The sequence below is a fragment of the Thioclava sp. NS-SX20 genome, from assembly GCF_057380695.1.
In genome coordinates this window covers 1,054,546-1,071,337 of record NZ_CM170816.1, presented here as the reverse complement: position 1 = coordinate 1,071,337, position 16,792 = coordinate 1,054,546, and the positions used below count along the sequence as shown (strand labels likewise).

16 protein-coding genes are annotated in these 16,792 nt (G+C 59.3%); 4 read left to right on the top strand and 12 right to left on the bottom strand.

The annotated features are described in order from the left end of the window. Positions 1-13: 13 nt before the first annotated feature. The 4 genes from AC2ISB_RS05395 to AC2ISB_RS05380 form a co-directional block, all read right to left on the bottom strand. Entirely contained in the window at positions 14-928 is a 915-nt protein-coding gene (locus AC2ISB_RS05395; protein WP_486576449.1) for a pseudouridine-5'-phosphate glycosidase, read from the bottom strand. After that, complete coding sequence (locus tag AC2ISB_RS05390; RefSeq protein WP_339107287.1) at positions 925-1,818, bottom strand: PfkB family carbohydrate kinase; 894 nt, start codon at positions 1,816-1,818, stop codon at positions 925-927. Before AC2ISB_RS05390 ends, AC2ISB_RS05395 begins: the two co-directional genes overlap by 4 nt. 46 nt (positions 1,819-1,864) lie before the next feature. Next, entirely contained in the window at positions 1,865-3,100 is a 1,236-nt protein-coding gene (locus AC2ISB_RS05385; protein ID WP_486576447.1) for a surface lipoprotein assembly modifier, read from the bottom strand. Between the two features lie 76 nt (positions 3,101-3,176). Continuing rightward, positions 3,177-3,794 carry a hypothetical protein gene (locus AC2ISB_RS05380; RefSeq protein WP_406736568.1) on the bottom strand — a complete coding sequence of 206 codons (618 nt, stop codon included), beginning with the start codon at positions 3,792-3,794 and terminating at the stop codon, positions 3,177-3,179. A gap of 227 nt (positions 3,795-4,021) precedes the next feature. On the opposite strand from AC2ISB_RS05380, the gene AC2ISB_RS05375 reads away from it, so the two are divergent. The 3 genes from AC2ISB_RS05375 (at position 4,022) to tsf (ending at position 6,541) form a co-directional block, all read left to right on the top strand. Beyond that, complete coding sequence (locus AC2ISB_RS05375) at positions 4,022-4,618, top strand: helix-turn-helix transcriptional regulator (RefSeq protein WP_406720750.1); 597 nt, start codon at positions 4,022-4,024, stop codon at positions 4,616-4,618. A 204-nt stretch (positions 4,619-4,822) separates the two neighbouring features. After that, positions 4,823-5,587, top strand: coding sequence for a 30S ribosomal protein S2 (gene rpsB / locus AC2ISB_RS05370; protein ID WP_339107283.1), 765 nt, complete (start codon positions 4,823-4,825; stop codon positions 5,585-5,587). A gap of 75 nt (positions 5,588-5,662) precedes the next feature. After that, positions 5,663-6,541 carry a translation elongation factor Ts gene (gene tsf, locus AC2ISB_RS05365; protein WP_339107282.1) on the top strand — a complete coding sequence of 293 codons (879 nt, stop codon included), beginning with the start codon at positions 5,663-5,665 and terminating at the stop codon, positions 6,539-6,541. 383 nt (positions 6,542-6,924) lie between these two features. Here tsf and AC2ISB_RS05360 read toward each other — a convergent pair whose 3' ends face one another. The 5 genes from AC2ISB_RS05360 to AC2ISB_RS05340 all read right to left on the bottom strand — a co-directional run bounded on the left by AC2ISB_RS05360 (position 6,925) and on the right by AC2ISB_RS05340 (position 10,852). Next, positions 6,925-7,719, bottom strand: a complete 795-nt coding sequence (locus tag AC2ISB_RS05360) for a helix-turn-helix transcriptional regulator (RefSeq protein WP_339109507.1) — start codon at positions 7,717-7,719, stop codon at positions 6,925-6,927. Positions 7,720-7,826: 107 nt separating this feature from the next. Beyond that, entirely contained in the window at positions 7,827-8,258 is a 432-nt protein-coding gene (locus AC2ISB_RS05355; RefSeq protein ID WP_339107281.1) for a protein tyrosine phosphatase family protein, read from the bottom strand. Positions 8,259-8,338: 80 nt separating this feature from the next. Then, positions 8,339-9,034 carry a phosphoglycolate phosphatase gene (gph, locus tag AC2ISB_RS05350; RefSeq protein ID WP_339107280.1) on the bottom strand — a complete coding sequence of 232 codons (696 nt, stop codon included), beginning with the start codon at positions 9,032-9,034 and terminating at the stop codon, positions 8,339-8,341. Next, the gene (gene rpe, locus AC2ISB_RS05345) at positions 9,031-9,729 is read right to left on the bottom strand and encodes a ribulose-phosphate 3-epimerase (protein WP_339107279.1); all 699 of its coding nucleotides are present in this window, start codon (positions 9,727-9,729) and stop codon (positions 9,031-9,033) included. The genes gph and rpe overlap by 4 nt, the downstream gene beginning before the upstream one ends. A 238-nt stretch (positions 9,730-9,967) precedes the next feature. Then, positions 9,968-10,852: an NAD(P)-dependent oxidoreductase gene (locus AC2ISB_RS05340; RefSeq protein WP_406720748.1), complete on the bottom strand. Its 885-nt coding sequence runs from the start codon at positions 10,850-10,852 to the stop codon at positions 9,968-9,970. Between the two features lie 131 nt (positions 10,853-10,983). Between AC2ISB_RS05340 and AC2ISB_RS05335 the strand changes: the two genes are divergently transcribed. Beyond that, on the top strand, positions 10,984-13,440 hold the full coding sequence (locus AC2ISB_RS05335; RefSeq protein ID WP_406720747.1) for a penicillin acylase family protein: 2,457 nt from the start codon (positions 10,984-10,986) through the stop codon (positions 13,438-13,440). A gap of 157 nt (positions 13,441-13,597) precedes the next feature. On the opposite strand, the gene hflX is transcribed toward AC2ISB_RS05335, so the two are convergent. From hflX to AC2ISB_RS05320, 3 genes are all read right to left on the bottom strand, one after another. Then, positions 13,598-14,803, bottom strand: a complete 1,206-nt coding sequence (gene hflX, locus AC2ISB_RS05330; RefSeq protein WP_406721657.1) for a GTPase HflX — start codon at positions 14,801-14,803, stop codon at positions 13,598-13,600. Positions 14,804-14,888: 85 nt separating this feature from the next. Then, a complete protein-coding gene (hfq, locus tag AC2ISB_RS05325; protein ID WP_339107276.1) occupies positions 14,889-15,122 on the bottom strand; it encodes an RNA chaperone Hfq in 234 nt (77 codons plus the stop codon). Between the two features lie 139 nt (positions 15,123-15,261). Next, positions 15,262-16,785, bottom strand: coding sequence for a potassium transporter TrkG (locus AC2ISB_RS05320; protein ID WP_486576442.1), 1,524 nt, complete (start codon positions 16,783-16,785; stop codon positions 15,262-15,264). Positions 16,786-16,792 lie beyond the last annotated feature (7 nt).

Sequence of the window (16,792 nt, the reverse complement as noted above, 5' to 3'; positions counted from 1 at the left end):
TAGCAACATTTGCTTAGCGCAAAGTGACGATTTCTTTCGCAATTTGCGCCGCCAGTCGCGCATTGTTCAGAACCAGCGCGATATTGGCGGCAAGTGAACGCCCCTCGGTCAACTCGAAGATGCGTTGCAACAGGAAGGGTGTGACCGCTTTGGCCTTGATATTGCGCGCGTCCGCCTCGGCCAGAGCCTGTTCGATCACCGGTAGGATGACCTCGCGCGGGATCTCTGCCTCGGGCGGCACCGGATTGGCCACAAGCTGCCCCCCCGGCAGACCCAACGCTGCCCGCATCAGCGCCGCTTTCGCAATCTCGGCAGGGTGATCCGCCCGCAACGGTGCCGCAAGCCCTGAATCGCGCGACCAGAAGGCGGGCAGGGTATCCTGCCCATAAGCGAAGACCGGCACACCATCGGTTTCCAGCACCTCGAAGGTCTTCGGCAGATCCAGAATGGCTTTGGCACCAGCACAGACCACGGTTACGGCGGTCTGGCCCAGCTCTGCCAGATCGGCGGAGATATCGAAGCTTTCTCCGGCACCGCGATGCACGCCCCCGATCCCGCCCGTCGCAAAAACCGAGATACCCGCCCGCTGCGCACAGATCATGGTGGCCGCCACCGTGGTGGCCCCATAGGCCCCGCGCGACAAACAGACCGCCAGATCGGCCCGCGAGACCTTCATCACCCCTTCGGCCTGTGCCAGTTCCTTGAGTTGCGGATCGCTCAAACCGATATGGATACGGCCCCGCATCAGGGCAATCGTTGCGGGCACGGCCCCTTCGGCACGGATCGCGGCCTCGACACGGCGCGCTGTCTCGATATTTTGCGGATAGGGCATACCGTGGGTGATGATGGTGGATTCCAGCGCCACGACGGGCTGTCCTGCCGCGAGCGCGGCAGAGACCTCGGGGGTGAAGACAAGTAGATCGGTCATGTCGCAATATCTCCGGAAACATAACGGGCAGCAGCCAGAAGGGCGCGCGACAAAGCCTCTTCGCGCGGGCAACCAGCATATTCGGCCACCAGATGGGCAGCCATGAACGTGTCGCCCGCGCCAGTCACGCGGGAAACCAGAACCTCGGGCGGGCAGGCGGTCAGGACGCCCCCTGCCGACATATCGGCCGCATCGCGCCCGCCATCGGTCACCAAGGCGCGCCGCGCACCACGACGGGCCAGCCCCTCGGCGGCCTCGCGCGCCGAGCCGAACTGGCTCTGGCACAGAATGCTCGCCTCTTCGAGATTGACATAAAACGTGACGCGGGGATGGGCGAGCAATGGCAAAAGCCGCTCGGCCTTGCCAGGGCTGGCCGGGGCCACGCGCAAATCGGCGCGCGCGAAAAGCGGGGATCGGGCGATCTGTGCCAGAAGGTCGGTCGTCAGATTTCCGTCCAGCGCCACAGGCCCGTGCCAAGGCGCGTCGGCAGAGCCCAGACGGCCATCCGCCAGCGGCTGCAGGATCTTGTCGCCCGCGGCCTCCAGCGAATGCGCATCGGCAAGCGCGGCCACAAGGCCCGTCGCGCATTCTATCGCCATATAGCGATCCGTCGGCAGGTCAGCCGAACGGTAGACATGGCCCGCATCGATCCCCAGCCGCCCGGCCTGCGCCAGAAGCTCCACCCCCTGACTGTCGCGCCCGACGGCGGATAGCAGGATAGGGCGCATACCGAAGCGCGTCAGGGTCATCGCGATATTCATTGCAACGCCCCCCGGCAAGCGGGTGATCCGTCCGGGCATATCCGCCCCGAACCGCATCGGAGCGGGCGTCCGGCCGATAATGTCCCACAGCACCGAGCCGATACATACTATGTCACGCATCTCTGTCATAAGCCCTCCTTGCCGCGCGGCAGAACACGGCGCAAGAGAAACCTGATCAGAAGGTCAAATCAAGATCCAGCCCGCAATCGAAACTGTCATACCGGTAAAGCGCGACATTCGAGCGGTTATTGGTGTAGCTGCAGCGCAGCTTCGGAACACTGTTGCCAATGCGGATCTGGCGGAAGCTGGCAAAGACCGAAAGCTCGGCCGTCTCGTCATGACGCACCTCGCCCAATAGCGGGAAATCGGCATCGTAGCGGCGCCAGTCATAGCGCAGCGTGGCCCCCGCCGTCACCTTGCGCCCCAGCGGACGGACGATCCCCGCCGAAAGACCCAGCGCGCGATACCGATGATAGTCCAGCCGCACATCCGAGCGCCCGAGCCGCAGCCCGTAACTTAGCTGGGACGCCCCCGCCTGATGTGAGAAACTTCCAGCAGCTTGGTAAAAACGCCCGTCATAGCCTTGTTTATCAAGATAATCCCGATATTCCGCCAGGAGTGATCCGCTGAGGCTGGCTTGCGGCACCGACGCGGCGTCCAGCCACCAGCGCTTGCGGGCCACAACCCCATAGGCGCGATAATCCGAAGTCTTCTGATCCGCCAGCCCGTCATAGGCCCGATACCGGCCATAGGCACTTACCCCCCAGTCATCCGGTGTGAGGAGGTTTTCATAGGCCAGCGTCACCGACGGCTGGAGATAGCGCAGATCGCGCTGCGCATACCACTCGCCCGAAAGCACAGAGGACAGACGCAGCCTGTGGCCGGGCGCAGGGTGGAAGATCCAGTCGCCACTGACCGAAAACTCCGCGCCGATGCCGGTTTTTTCATCACCGCCATTCTCGATCAGAAAGGTGCCGTAATCGGTCACCAGATAGGTCTGCGAGGAACTGCGCGCGATATTGGTCGAGGGCAGCAGACCAAACGATCCGGAAAATCGGAACGGATGCGCGCGATCGAGCTGCCGAAGCGCCGCAAGATAGGCGGGACGGTTGCGCGTTTCATGCCGCAGCACATAGCGCAGAACGGCCTCGGCCCGCTGCGGCCTGCCCATCTGCGCCAGAACCCTGTCAATCGCGGTGGCCGCAGGCCGGTAATCGGGGCGCTGCGCGGCAATCTCGCCATAGACTTTCAACGCCTTGAGCGGCTGCCCCGACATCTCCAGCTGCGCGGCCAGCGCCATCCACTGTGCAATCGTCCGCGTCTGCTCGGCGCGCAGGGGCAGGGTGCAAAGCCCCACAAACAGGAAGAACCAAACAAAACGCATCAGAACAGAGCGGGCAAAAGACAGCACGTGGGATATCCGATTTCAAAACGTAAAAAGATGCGCCAATGCTGGCGCATCCTATCAGTTATCATAAGTGATAAAGTCAGTCTTCATAAGCCACAAAACCACCGCCCGTGGTTTCGGTCACGCCCTCATCGGTGGTGAACGTGCCCTCGACATCGCCAAGCGCCATCAACGCATCGTCCTGCTCGTAGACATTCCCGGTCATCGTCAGGTCGAAATCGGCCCCACCATCGCCATCCGACAGATGCCCCGTCGCACTTGCGTCAATAGCAGCGGAGGTCACGGTGCCATCCACCGTCAACGCGCCGGAAACATTGCTGACTTTCACCGGATTGGCTTCATCGGACGTATCGAAGAGCGCGAAATTATCCGCCGTGCCGCTGACGGTGCCATTGTCGAAATCGACATCCATGCTCAGCTTGCCGAGCGCATCAATCTCGTCCTCCTCTTCCTCGATGCTGAAGCCCATATAGCCCGACATGGACACAGCGCCCGAGGCATCGGTGGCCACGGTGGCATCGCCGTTCTCCACGGCGGCAATAGCCTCGTCATATTGCGTCATCACCGTCGCCGCCTCGGACGCGCTCAGGCGGGCACCGCCACCCGTGCCGTTGCTGCCACCGCCGCTGCTGCTGCCACCACAGGCAACCAGCGCCGTACAGGCCAAAAGTGCAAAGCCGGAAAGTTGAATACGCATGAAATTCTTCCTTTGATATGCCTGCGCAACATCGTCACGCCCTTAGGTAACGGGAAGTTGAGGTGATGTGATACTGCACCGCAACCTAGGAATTCTTATAGGTTGCGATCTGCGGTAAACGCTGCGTAAACTGGAAAATGGTGGGACAAGTCAGGTAAAATCGGCCGTGAACATTATCACGGACCGGCGATGTTGATGTTAGACAATTCGGGAGCCGAGGCACGTTTATGAGACGTCCCAAGCCACAAGACCCTTTCCTCCAGACGCCCGAACCGCTTGCGCCTGCCTTTACACCGCCCGCATATGAACGCCCCCAGCGCCGCCCCTTCGAGGGTGCCTATCTTCTGGTCGGCGGTGATGGCAGAATTTCCAGCCAGACCGAGGCCGCGACAGAATTGCTGAACGCCTCGGACAGCTTTGCAGAATGCAACGGCCAGTTCTGCGCCGATGCGCCGGTCTTACGGGCGCTGGATGAGGTGATCCTGTCGCAATCGCTGGTGCCTGTGCGGCTGGATGTGAGCGACAGCAAGCTGGGGCGGATCACCTGCCATATCTTTGCGCATAAGGGGCTTAAAAATACGGCGCTGGTCTATTTCTGGGCGGCCAATATGACACCGGAGCCTGCCTTCTCGACATTGCTGAGCAAGCGGGAATTGCAGATATTCCATATGATTGCCGACGGGATGCGCCGCGACCAGATCGCGTTCGAGCTGTCGATCTCGCTGGCAACCATCGATCTGCATATGACCGGATTGCGGCGCAAACTGGGGGCCAAGACCCTGCCGGAGGCCGTGGCGCGTGGCTACGAGCTGGGTTTGCGCTGAAATCTGCGCCCTAAAGTCGTTTCCATGCCCGTTCATGGCATATTTCGCTTGTCACGCTGGAAAAACCACGGTAACAGGCGCGCACTTCACAGGCGAAGGCGGGCCTCTCGGGGGAGACATCCTCGAAGGTCCACCGGTTGGGGCCACCTAGCACGGTGGTTCTCAAAACCTTCGCCCAGGCGCAAACCGGAAAAGGAAAAGACCATGGCGCTTCCCGATTTCACCATGCGTCAGCTGCTTGAAGCTGGCGTTCACTTCGGTCACCAGACGCAACGCTGGAACCCGCAGATGCAACAATACATCTACGGCGACCGTAACGGCATCCACATCCTCGACCTGACCCAGACCGTCCCGATGCTGGATAAGGCTCTGCAAGTCGTGCGTGACACCGTTGCAAAAGGCGGCCGCGTTCTCTTCGTCGGTACCAAGCGTCAGGCTGCCAAGCCGATCGCAGAAGCCGCAGAGAAATCCGCACAATACTACATGAACCACCGCTGGCTCGGTGGTACGCTGACCAACTGGAAAACCGTTTCCCAGTCGATCTCGCGCATGAAAACCATCACCGAGAAGCTTGAAGCAGGCGCAGAAGGCCTGACCAAGAAAGAGCGCCTCGGCATGGAGCGTGACCACGAGAAGCTGACCGCGTCGCTCGGTGGTATCGCCGAAATGGGGGGCCTGCCGGACCTGCTGTTCGTCATCGACGTCAAGAAAGAAGATCTGGCCATCGCAGAAGCCAACAAACTGGGTATCCCGGTTGTGGCTGTTGTCGATACCAACTGCTCGCCCAAAGGCGTTGACTACGTGATCCCGGGCAACGACGACGCCGCACGCGCCATCTCGCTCTATTGCGATCTGGCAGCACGCGCAGCACTTGACGGTATGACCGCTCAGATGGGCGCTGCAGGCGTTGACCTTGGCGCTCTGGAAGACGCACCGGTTGAAGAAGCCGTCGAGGCAGAAGAAGCGTAATCGCTTCACCGTCATCCCAATGACACGGGAGGGGGCTATGACCCCTCCCAATTATATTTGACAGGAGATCCGAGCATGGCGATCACCGCAGCAATGGTGAAAGAACTGCGCGAAAGCACCGGCGCAGGCATGATGGACGCGAAAAAAGCGCTGACCGAAACCGATGGCGACATGGAAGCCGCGGTTGACTGGCTGCGCACCAAAGGTCTTGCAAAAGCCGCCAAGAAATCGGGCCGCGTTGCAGCAGAAGGCCTGGTGGCCGTGGCTGTGAACGGTGGCAAAGGTGTGGCTGTCGAAGTGAACTCGGAAACCGACTTTGTTGGTAAGAACGCCGAATTCCAAGCGATCGTTGCGAAAATCTCGGCAGCTGCACTGACCGTTGACAGCACCGAAGAGCTGGCAAACGCTCCCGTTGACGGCAAGCCGGTTTCGGAAGTCCTCACCGACGCAATCGCGAAAATCGGCGAGAACCTGACCCTGCGCCGCATGGTGAAAGTGGAAGGCGAGACCGTTGTCTCCTACGTCCACAATGCCGCAGCTGAAGGCATGGGCAAAATCGGTGTTCTGGTTGCGCTGAAAGGCGACAACGAAACCATCGGTAAGCAAATCGCGATGCATATCGCAGCAACCAATCCGGCGTCGCTGTCGGAAGCGGATCTGGATCCGGCAATCGTCGAGAAAGAGAAGCAGGTTCAGATCGATATCGCACGTGAATCGGGCAAGCCCGAAGCCGTGATCGAGAAGATGATCGTGGGTCGTATGCAGAAGTTCCTGCAAGAGATCACCCTCGTGAACCAAGCTTTCGTTATCAACCCCGATGTGACCGTTGGCCAAGCCGCCAAAGACGCAGGTGTTGAAATCGTTGCATTCGCCCGCGTCGAAGTCGGTGAAGGCATCGAGAAGAAAGAAGAAGATTTCGCAGCAGAAGTCGCAAAGACTGCCGCTGGCAACTGATCTCTTCGATCTGAACGATTTGAAACGAGCGTCCTGCGGGGCGCTCGTTTTTTTATGGACGCCTGACAGGCACAGCAGGATTTCAAGCTAGGAGACGCGCATAGGGCAGGCGGGTTCCCTGAGGGGCCGGATGCAAAGAACAGGCGCTAGGGGACCAAAACCAAAAGGCCTGACATACGAAAATGCGTATGTCAGACCCGAAACCGGTACCCCGGCAAGACCTCGAGACAACGCGGATGAATGCTCGCACGCCTCAAGATCCCCATGTTCCTGGCCAAAGCCACCACTCACGGAACAGATTTAATCTAACGTAAATTCATCCTGCTTGAGAAGTAAGGAAAACCATACCTTGCTCATCGATCAAGAAAATAGAAGATACGGTGTTAAACTCTTGGATGATTTTTAAGATCTGCGCCCGCAGCGATTGCCCCGTGTTGCGGCTGGAAGATCTGGTTCATGACGGCGGCTTTCAAAACAGCCTGTGCCGTTGTCTCGACATTCAGGGATTCGCGGGCCAGCCGCAGATGTTTCTCGACCGTGGTGACGGTAAGCCCCATCAGACAGGCCACATCCTGCGCGGTTTTGCCATCTGCGATCCATTCCAGCACTTCGCGCTGGCGGGGCGAGAGATGGCGTTTCGGGGGGATATAGGGCAGGCTGGACAGGCGCATATGCATCAGCTGGCAGGCCACAAGAAGCGTCCGCTGATGTTCGCACCAGATCTGGTCCACCTCGGTCTGCGACAGCCCCTTGCGCGCGCAGAGGCCAATGCCACCGCGCGCCCGCGTATTCGATTGCGGAAAGCCGATCGAGATACCGGCCAGAATGTCATAGCGGCGATTGAGTTCGAGCACCTTCAAAGAGGCGGCATCCAGAGTCCCCGACTGGAGCTTCTGGGCAACCAGTCCCCAGCTTTCCCAGCCCTCGTTCTCCCAGGCCCATTGGATCATCGGGGCATCGGCATAAAGGCGACCGTCCAGCAGCGCCTTTATGTAGCATTTTTCGTGATTGGACAGAACGATGGTCTCATCCAGATCCAGCAGATTCGGCTGGGTCTGAAAGCGAGTGTAACCATAAAGCAGGCGATCAAACCCGTAATCGTCCATAAACCGGCAGTGATGCGCCCAGATCTCTTCGACCGAGGTCAAACTCAGGAGAGTTTCGATATATTCCAGCATACGCAAGTCACCACTCTTTCTCGCAAGGAGTAGTCTGCAACTGCTAAAAATATCAATACCTCAACACGCGTTGACCTTTGAAGGAAATATCCGAATACACGGAATGATCAGGCCTTTTGTTCCGCATATGATGCCAAAGTTGTAATAAGCGGACGATGGTCATAGCCCGCAGAGGCCGCCGCCGACACGATCTCGGCAATGTCCATGCGGCCCGCCTGTGCCATCGCCCACAGATGCGAGCTGCGCGTGCCAGAGCGGCAATAGGCGAAACAGGGCTTCTCGGCGTCGTTCAGACAGGCTTCGAACGCCTGCACCAGTTCAAGCGTCATTTCCCCCGGATAGAACGGCAGGTAATGCGCAGTCATACCATTCTCCGCAGCCGCTTTCACAAAATGCTCATGCGCGAGTTCGGGCGGATTCTCCTCATCGGGGCGATTGATGATGAGCGAGCGGAAACCCTGTTCGGCCAGCGTCGAGACATCCTCCAGAGAAATCTGCGGTGAGACGGCAAATTCAGATGAAAGCGGGCGAATATCCATAACATGCTCCTTTCCGGAAAACCGGCAGTATTCGGAGTTTATAGAGCCCATAGGGCAGGGTGGCCGCAAGAGCGATCTGTTCAAGCCTCGGGGATTTCGCGCAGAAACTTCGCGACATAGTCAGGAAACTGCGCGAAGTCATCGAAACTCGCCCAAGGAGCAAGGCTGTCGATCGTGCTTTTGCGATAACCGCGTGTGAACAGCAAGAACGGCACGCCCGCCGCATGGGCCGTCTCGGCATCCACCTCGGAATCCCCGACATAAAGGCAATGCTCGGCAGATAACGCGGCCCTGGCGACCAACAGCATCTGCGGATCGGGTTTGCGGACAGACAAGCTGTCACCCGCAATAATATAGTCAAAAAACTCTTCAATATTAAGATGCTGCAAGACAGTCTTCGCAGGCTGCATCGGTTTGTTCGTGCAAAGGCCGAGCGCCACACCCTGAAGGCGTAGCGCCTGCAGCGCCGAACGTGCGCCCTCAAAGAGCGTATTCCCCTCGCGCTGGACCTCGTATTGGGCCGAAAACGCATGAAAAAGCTGCGAGAGTTTGGATGAACTTCGAGGTATTTCAAGATGATCCGCGACGCAGTTCATCAGATGCGGCACCCCATGCCCGATGAACCCGCGCACGGTCGCAACCGGAAGTTCGGGCAGGTGCTGCGCCGCAAGCGCCTGATTCAGGGCAAGCTGGATCGCCGCAGCGCTTTCAACCAGCGTTCCATCAAGATCGAATATAACGGAAAGCGGCGGAGCTGCTGCGGCGATCGCGGTCATTCTTTCACACGTGCCGCTTCGGCCGCCGTGCGGATCGCCGTGATATTGCGCCCGTAGACATCGGGATTTGTCACCGAACCGCCTTTGAACACGGCAGACCCGGCCACCAGAACATCGGCACCGGCTGCCGCCATCAGCGGCGCGGTCTCGGGCGTGATCCCACCATCAATCTCGATATGGATCGGACGGTCTCCGATCATGGCACGCAGCTTGCGGACCTTGTCGATCTGGCTATGGATGAATTTCTGACCGCCAAAACCGGGATTTACGGTCATGACGCAGATCAGGTCGAGCTGGTCGAGAAGATAGTCGATCTGCTCGATACCGGTACCGGGGTTCAGCGCCAGACCGGCTTTGCAGCCTGCGCCACGGATCGCTTGCAGCGTGCGGTGGATATGCGGACCGGCTTCAAGATGCGCGGTGATGACATCGGCACCAGCCTCGGCATAGGCATCGATATACTGATCCACTGGCGAGATCATCAGATGGACATCCATGACCGTCTTGATATGCGGGCGGATCGCCTTGCACAGCGGCGGCCCGAAGGTCAGGTTCGGAACGAAATGGCCGTCCATAACATCGACATGGACCCAATCGGCGCCTTGCGCCTCAATGGCCTGAATTTCACGACCGAAATCCGCGAAATCCGCCGAAAGGATCGAGGGGGCAATTTTGATGCTGCGGTCAAAGCTCATGGCTCAGTGTCCTGCGATTTAAAGGGAATTACCGATGCTTTAGTGGGTTGCGTGGCTCAGGTCCAGCAAACAATCGGAAAACTGTCCTGAATGATATGAGATAGAACCAAATATTTTACATAATCCTGATTATTCGCATTTTATATAGCAAATCAAATAAGCCACATTACTCATTGTAAGATATGCATTTTCATATCTCCCGCCGACATCGTGATGCCGATGGGAGATTTCGGAACAGTCAGCCCGCATTTTCCGACAATTTACGCAACCGCGCGATAAGCGAGGATGTATCCCAACGGCCACCACCCAAGGCTTGGACATCCTTGTAAAACTGGTCCACCAAAGCTGTCAGCGGCAATGGTGCCTTGATTTCATCCGCTGTGGTCAGGCAGATACCAAGGTCTTTCCGCATCCAGTCTACGGCAAATCCGAACGCATATTCCCCCTTGGCCATTGTCTCTGACCGGTTGGACATCTGCCAGCTACCGGCCGCGCCCTGACTGATCACCTCGACGACATCCGCAATCGACAAACCTGCCTTTTCCGCAAAAAGAAGCGCCTCGGACAGGCCTTGCACCACGCCCGCAATCGCGATCTGGTTGGCCGATTTACATAATTGCCCGGCACCGCTTTCGCCCAGACGGCGGCAGATCTTGCCATAGGCCGCCAACACGGGCTCGACCGCATCATAATGGGCTTGGGTCCCACCGCACATGATGGACAGCGCGCCATTTTCCGCACCCGCCTGACCGCCTGAAATCGGCGCATCGACAAAGCCCAGACCTTTTCCGTCAGCCAAAGCCGCCAATTCGCGCGTGACCATCGCAGACACGGTCGTATGGTCCACCAGAATGGCGCCGCTCTTCATGGCGGAAAATGCGCCATCGGCACCGGCACAGACCATGCGCAGATCATCATCATTCCCGACGCAGGTCATCACCATATCCGCGTCCCGAACCGCTTCGGCAGGCGTTTTTCCAAGCGCACCGCCGTGGTCAGCAACCCATTTTTCGGCTTTAGAAGTAGTGCGGTTATACACCGTGACGTCATGGCCTGCGGCCTTCAGATGGGCCGCCATCGGATAGCCCATTACGCCAAGCCCCAGAAATGCGATTTTTGTCATCGGCAAACTCCCTCATCCGATCGGCAAACTCGCGCAAACGCGCGTTGATCCTTTGTCATACCTGACTTACTAAGCCGCAACCCCTGCTGGTCACATCCGGCTCAACTTTTGCAGACCTACCCGGAGCGCGCATGTACAAACTCTTCCGCTGGATGGTGCGATTGACCGCAGTCGCAATCGCATTGGTGGTGCTTGGCGCAATCGGCGTGTGGTATTTTGCCTCGCGCTCCCTGCCTGATTACAATGCAACCTATCGCGTCTCAGGCATTTCCGCACCGGTCGAGATCGTGCGCTCGACAGAGGATGTCCCCCATATCTTCGGCAAGAACGATCCGGACGTCTTTTTCGGCCTCGGTCTCGCCCATGCGCAAGACCGGCTATGGCAAATGGTCATGCTGCGCCGCACCGTTCAGGGGCGGCTTTCGGAAGTCTTCGGGCAAAGCACGGTCAAAACCGACGAGCTGATGCGCAGGCTGGGCCTCTACGACGCGGCTCTGGCCTCGGTCGATGCGCAGGACCCGCAGACCAAAGCCGCCCTTGAAGCCTATTCGGCAGGCGTGAACCAATGGATCGCACAGGTCAATAAAGGGGCCAAGGGGCGTGGCGCGCCAGAGTTCTTTTTGTTCGATAATTCAATATCCTATTGGACACCTGCGGATTCTCTCGCAATCCTGAAGCTGATGGCTGTCGAACAGAACAACCAGTTCAGCCGCGAAGTGCTGCGGGCCCGTGTGTCGCTGCTGGACCCGTCTTGGGTGCGCGATCTGCTGCCCGATATGCCGGGGAGCGTGACAGATACCCTGCCCGCCTATCACGACCTCTTCCCCGATGTGCCGCGCGCCTTACAGCAGGAAAGCGCGCCCGAGCCGCTTTCGCCCTTTCCCGCCGCAGGCCTTGAGGCAGGCTCGAACGGTTGGGCGGCAGCGCCTGACCGATCTGCCGCAGGCGGGGCGCTTCTGGCCAATGACCCGCAACTCGGGCTGACCGCCCCTGCCCTTTGGTATCTGGCGCGGCTGCAACTGTCTTCGGGCGGCGTTATTGGCGGTACTATCCCCGGCATTCCGCTGGTGATCACGGGCCGTAACGAACATATGGCCTGGGGCGTGACCGCCGCCTATGTCGATGACATGGATCTGCATGTCGAACAGATCAATCCCAAGGACCGCGAAACCTATCGCACCCCCGATGGCTGGCAGAAATTCATCACCAAGCGCACCATTCTCAAGGTCAAGGATGCACAGCCGCTGACCCTGACCCTGCGCAGCACCGAAAACGGACCGGTCCTGCCGGGGACGCATTTCGATCTGGGCACGATCACGCCGCCCGGATCGGTGATTTCTGTCGATTGGACGGCACTCGACCCGCATGATACCACCATGAGCGCGGCGATGAAGCTGATGGAGGCCAAGGATGTCACCGCTGCAATCGAGGCCGGCCGCGACTATATCACTCCGGCGCAAAATCTGATTCTCGCGGATCAGAAAGAGGTGGCGCGTGTGCTTGTCGGAGCCATCCCGAAACGCGATCCGACCAATCAGACCGAGGGGCGCATGCCCTCGGCGGGCTGGCTGGCACAAAACCGCTGGATGGGACGCCTGCCCTATGACAGCAACCCGCGCGAGGTTAATCCTGCCGATGGTATCGTGCTGAATACGAACAATAAAACAACCGATGCCAATTTTCCGAACAATGTCACCTTTGACTGGGGAGACAGCCAGCGCATCCAGCGGCTGAGCAAGCTTCTGAGCGAACGCGAGGTGCATTCCCGCGAGAGCTTCATTTCGGCCCAGTTGGATACGGTCAGCCCCGCCGCGCGCAACCTGCTGCCATTGGTGGGCGCGGATCTGTGGTATACCGGCACGCCTGCCCCCGATGGTACTCCCGAACGGCTGCGGCAACGCGCGCTTGAGCTTCTGGCGGCATGGGATGGCGAAATGTCCGAGCATCTGCCGGAGCCGCTGATCTATGCCGCATGGATGCGCGAGCTGCAAAACCGTCTGATCCGCGACGAACTGGGGCCGCTGGCCAGTAAATTTACCGCGCTAGACCCGCTCTTTATCGAACGTGTTTTCCGCAATACCCAAGGGGCGGCCCATTGGTGCAATGTCATCCAGTCCGATGCGCAGGAAAGCTGCACCGATATCGCGCGGATCTCGCTGGATGCGGCCTTGCTGTCGCTGAAAGAGAAATACGGCCCGAATGTCGAGAGCTGGCGCTGGGGCGATGCGCATGAGGCCCGCCACGACCACCCTGTTCTGAAGAACATGCCGCTGATCAGCTGGTTCGCAGATATCCGGCAATCATCTTCGGGCGGGGATTTCACCCTGATGCGCGGCAAGACCCTCGGCACGCCCGACGCCCCCTTCGCCAATGTGCAGGCGGCAGGCTATCGTGGTGTCTATGATCTGGCCGATCCCGATAGCTCTGTCTTTATCATCGCCACAGGACAATCGGGGCATCTCTTCTCGCGCCATTATGACGATCTGGCCGAACTCTGGCGTCGCGGCGAATATATTCCGATGTCCCTTGACCCGGAACTGGCGCGCGCGGCAGCGGCAGGCATTACCAAGCTGGTGCCTGCCTCTTAAGAGCATAGATGAAGACCAGCCGCTAATACGCAGGTATCAAAGCGTTTCAAGAAGACCTGAGGCCAAGCGACGCAGGACTATGCCACGGAATATGAAAACCTCGGCGTAACCATTTGCTACGCCGAGGAAATTCATCACCATCGTTCACAGAACAGCGTCAAAGGGCGTTAAAACGCCCCTTCTGGGAGGCCGTCCACTCGACCTGCAAGACCCAGCCTTCTTTCGACTGCGCCTCGTCACGCACAACATTCTCGGCATGAAGCCATGCATGGCGGCGGCCATCGGCAAAGGGCAGATGCAGCTCCTCGTTCAGACGCTCTTCCCCCAGACGCTGCTCGATTTCAAGCAGGAGCGCCTCGAAGCCTTCCCCCGTCAGCGCAGAAATCGCACAGACATCATCCCGCCGCTCGGCCTGCAAGGCGGTCGCCGCATGATTTTCTTCCGACAACAGATCGAGCTTGTTCCAGACCTCGATGAAAGGAACATCATCATCCACTTTAAGTTTGTCGAGAATGTCTTCTACATCAGCCGCTTGCGCGTCACTTTGCGGATGGGAAATGTCACGCACATGCAAGATCAGATCGGCTTCAAGCACCTCTTCCAGCGTCGCACGGAAAGCGGCAACCAACTGGTGCGGCAATTCCGAGATGAAGCCCACCGTATCCGACAGGATCACCTTGCGCCCTGAAGGCAGCGTCACCCCCCGCATCGTCGGGTCAAGCGTGGCAAAAAGCATATCCTTGGCCAGCACATCCGCGCCGGTCACCTTGTTGAACAGCGTGGATTTTCCGGCATTGGTATAGCCGACAAGCGCGACAATCGGAAACGGCACCTTGCGCCGCGACGCCCGATGCAACTCGCGGGTTTTGACCACCTTCGCCAGCTGGCGACGGATACGGACCATCTGTTCGTCAATCGCCCGGCGGTCCGCTTCGATCTGCGTCTCGCCGGGGCCCCCGACAAAGCCAAGTCCGCCGCGTTGGCGTTCAAGATGTGTCCAGGCCCGCACAAGCCGCGTGCGTTGATAGCTGAGCGCGGCAAGTTCAACCTGCAGCACCCCTTCACGGGTTCGCGCCCGATCAGCAAAAATCTCGAGAATCAAACCGGTTCGGTCAAGAAGTTTAACCTTCCATTCCTTTTCCAGATTGCGCTGCTGCACAGGCGTCACCGGCCCGTCTACCAGCACCAGTTCAATCTCCAGCTCCTGAAGCCTGGCGCCCAACTCCTCCATCTTGCCGGTCCCGAACAGATGTCCGGCATGCGGCTTGGGCAGGCGCACAATCTCCGAGCCCACAACCTCGAGGTCGGGCAAAGCCGCAGCCAGCGCCACGGCTTCTGCCAGACCGTGTTCGGGCAGTCGCATCCCGTCCCCGATCTTGAGGTCGGGATGCAGCACATAGGCCCGCGTGGGAGCCTTATCGTGGGAAACGCTCTCGCTCAAAGGAAACTCAGTCGTCGCCTTCATAAAGCGAAATCGGCTGACCCGGCATGATCGTCGAAATCGCGTGCTTGTAGACAAGCTGGGACTGGCCGTCGCGGCGCAAGAGGACGCAGAAGTTATCGAACCAAGTAATAACCCCCTGCAGTTTCACACCATTGATCAAAAAGATCGTCACCGGAATTTTCGTTTTCCGTACGTGGTTCAGAAACGCGTCCTGCAGGTTCTGTTTATCGGCAGCCATTATATTTTGCCTTTTCTCTTAGCATTTCGGGGACGTTGGCTCGTCCCACTCTGGCTTGAGTATGCGCAAGTCAACGGGAGTTACCACCCCCAAAAAGCGCTGGCCCCACATGACGCGACAAATCGTGCCATTAAAGCACTCATTTTCGCCACAGTTCGGGATTGAAGAGCGCAATGATCGCCAAAGTTTCCAGCCGCCCCAGCACCATAGCAGCCGCCAGAATGGCCTTGGCGGCGGTGCTCAGATCCCCCCAAGCCAGCGGAAAATCTCCTGCCACAGCGGTCAGCGGGCCGGTATTGGACAGGGCCGCAACCGTGAAGATCATAGCGGGTTCGAAATCGAGGCCTGTATAGGAAATCGCGATCATGACCACCGAAATCGAGAGCGCGAAGAGCATGAAGAAAATCCATGCCACGAATGCCCCCTGACGGCGCAGACGGCGCGCCGCAGAGCCTCCGCCGCCGACCGAGCTGGGATAGACAAGCAGGTCCAGTTCGCGCTCGCCATGCCGGATCAGCGCATAGACCCGCAGCAGGCGCACACCGCCGGCGGTGGTGGCGATGCCGCCGCCAATGATCGCCAGTCCCGACAGGATCAGACCCGGCGTCCCCAGCCCCGCCCATGCCCGCGCATCCTCCCAGCCGCTTGATTCAAAGCCGGTGGTGGTCAGAAAGGACAATGTCGTGAACAGCCCGCCCCAAAGCGTGCGCAAGATCACCCCCGGACCGGGATGGGAATCCGTATCCAGCGCCGCAAGCCAGTGGCGGAAAAAGAGCAAGATCACCGTCAGCAATACGATCATCGCCGCCAGCCGCAATTCAGGATCGTCGCGCAACCGCTTGGTCGCGCGCATTTCTCCGTCACCGGGCCAGAACCGGCGCGACAGGGCGGGCAGGAAGAAAACGAAGATGATGACCTCGGTCAGCACGGAGCTTTGCCCCGAGGCCAGGCTGCTGGTCGGCAAGATCCCCGAGGTTGCCAAGGTGGACATTGCCGCACAAAGCGCCACCAGATTATCTTCGCCCGAAATCCGCAAAAGCACCCAGAGAATGCCGGTCAGCCCCGTATAAACCGGAAGCAATTCAAGCGCATATCCGATCATCTTGTCACGGGTAACAACCCCGCGCTGGGTGCCGCGCAGATTGACATCCTTCACCTCGCCGCCCGGCCCGCCAGCAAAGAAGATCTCGAAGCCGCCGACCCGCAGCGGAGCCAATACGGCAATCGTCATCACCAGCATGAAATAGCCGCCGCTCCAGCCCACAAGCGCGCGCCACAGATGTAGCGACGGCGGCAGGCGCGCGGGCGCATATAGCGTGCCGCCCGTCGTTGTCAGCGCCGAGACCATCTCCCACCACGCATTGAACAGCGAGGTGTCGCGCATGACCTCGTGGAAAGGGATCGCCAGAACCAGCGGCAGCAGCGTGAAGGCCCCGACCATCGTCAATAGCGAGGACCGCTCGCGCGGGCCGCGCTGGTTTGCCCCCGTGGCCAGCGCCAGCAGCACGAAAACAAAAAGCAACAGCGAGCCGGTATAGAAAAACGGTCGTGCCACCGCGTGCTGATGCAGGGTCAGCGCATGTATCGCGGGCAGATACATCAGCAGACCCGACACCGCGACCAGAATCACGAAGAGCGGCAGATTGCGCAGATTGGCTCCCATCGGACGC

Bases quoted from the DNA above. Each gene is read 5' to 3' on its own strand.
- AC2ISB_RS05395 (WP_486576449.1), bottom strand. From the start codon at position 928: ATGACCGATCTACTTGTCTTCACCCCCGAGGTCTCTGCCGCGCTCGCG.
- AC2ISB_RS05390 (WP_339107287.1), bottom strand. From the start codon at position 1,818: ATGACAGAGATGCGTGACATAGTATGTATCGGCTCGGTGCTGTGGGAC.
- AC2ISB_RS05380 (WP_406736568.1), bottom strand. From the start codon at position 3,794: ATGCGTATTCAACTTTCCGGCTTTGCACTTTTGGCCTGTACGGCGCTG.
- AC2ISB_RS05375 (WP_406720750.1), top strand. From the start codon at position 4,022: ATGAGACGTCCCAAGCCACAAGACCCTTTCCTCCAGACGCCCGAACCG.
- rpsB (WP_339107283.1), top strand. From the start codon at position 4,823: ATGGCGCTTCCCGATTTCACCATGCGTCAGCTGCTTGAAGCTGGCGTT.
- tsf (WP_339107282.1), top strand. From the start codon at position 5,663: ATGGCGATCACCGCAGCAATGGTGAAAGAACTGCGCGAAAGCACCGGC.
- AC2ISB_RS05360 (WP_339109507.1), bottom strand. From the start codon at position 7,719: ATGCTGGAATATATCGAAACTCTCCTGAGTTTGACCTCGGTCGAAGAG.
- AC2ISB_RS05355 (WP_339107281.1), bottom strand. From the start codon at position 8,258: ATGGATATTCGCCCGCTTTCATCTGAATTTGCCGTCTCACCGCAGATT.
- gph (WP_339107280.1), bottom strand. From the start codon at position 9,034: ATGACCGCGATCGCCGCAGCAGCTCCGCCGCTTTCCGTTATATTCGAT.
- rpe (WP_339107279.1), bottom strand. From the start codon at position 9,729: ATGAGCTTTGACCGCAGCATCAAAATTGCCCCCTCGATCCTTTCGGCG.
- AC2ISB_RS05340 (WP_406720748.1), bottom strand. From the start codon at position 10,852: ATGACAAAAATCGCATTTCTGGGGCTTGGCGTAATGGGCTATCCGATG.
- AC2ISB_RS05335 (WP_406720747.1), top strand. From the start codon at position 10,984: ATGTACAAACTCTTCCGCTGGATGGTGCGATTGACCGCAGTCGCAATC.
- hflX (WP_406721657.1), bottom strand. From the start codon at position 14,803: ATGCGACTGCCCGAACACGGTCTGGCAGAAGCCGTGGCGCTGGCTGCG.
- hfq (WP_339107276.1), bottom strand. From the start codon at position 15,122: ATGGCTGCCGATAAACAGAACCTGCAGGACGCGTTTCTGAACCACGTA.
- AC2ISB_RS05320 (WP_486576442.1), bottom strand. From the start codon at position 16,785: ATGGGAGCCAATCTGCGCAATCTGCCGCTCTTCGTGATTCTGGTCGCG.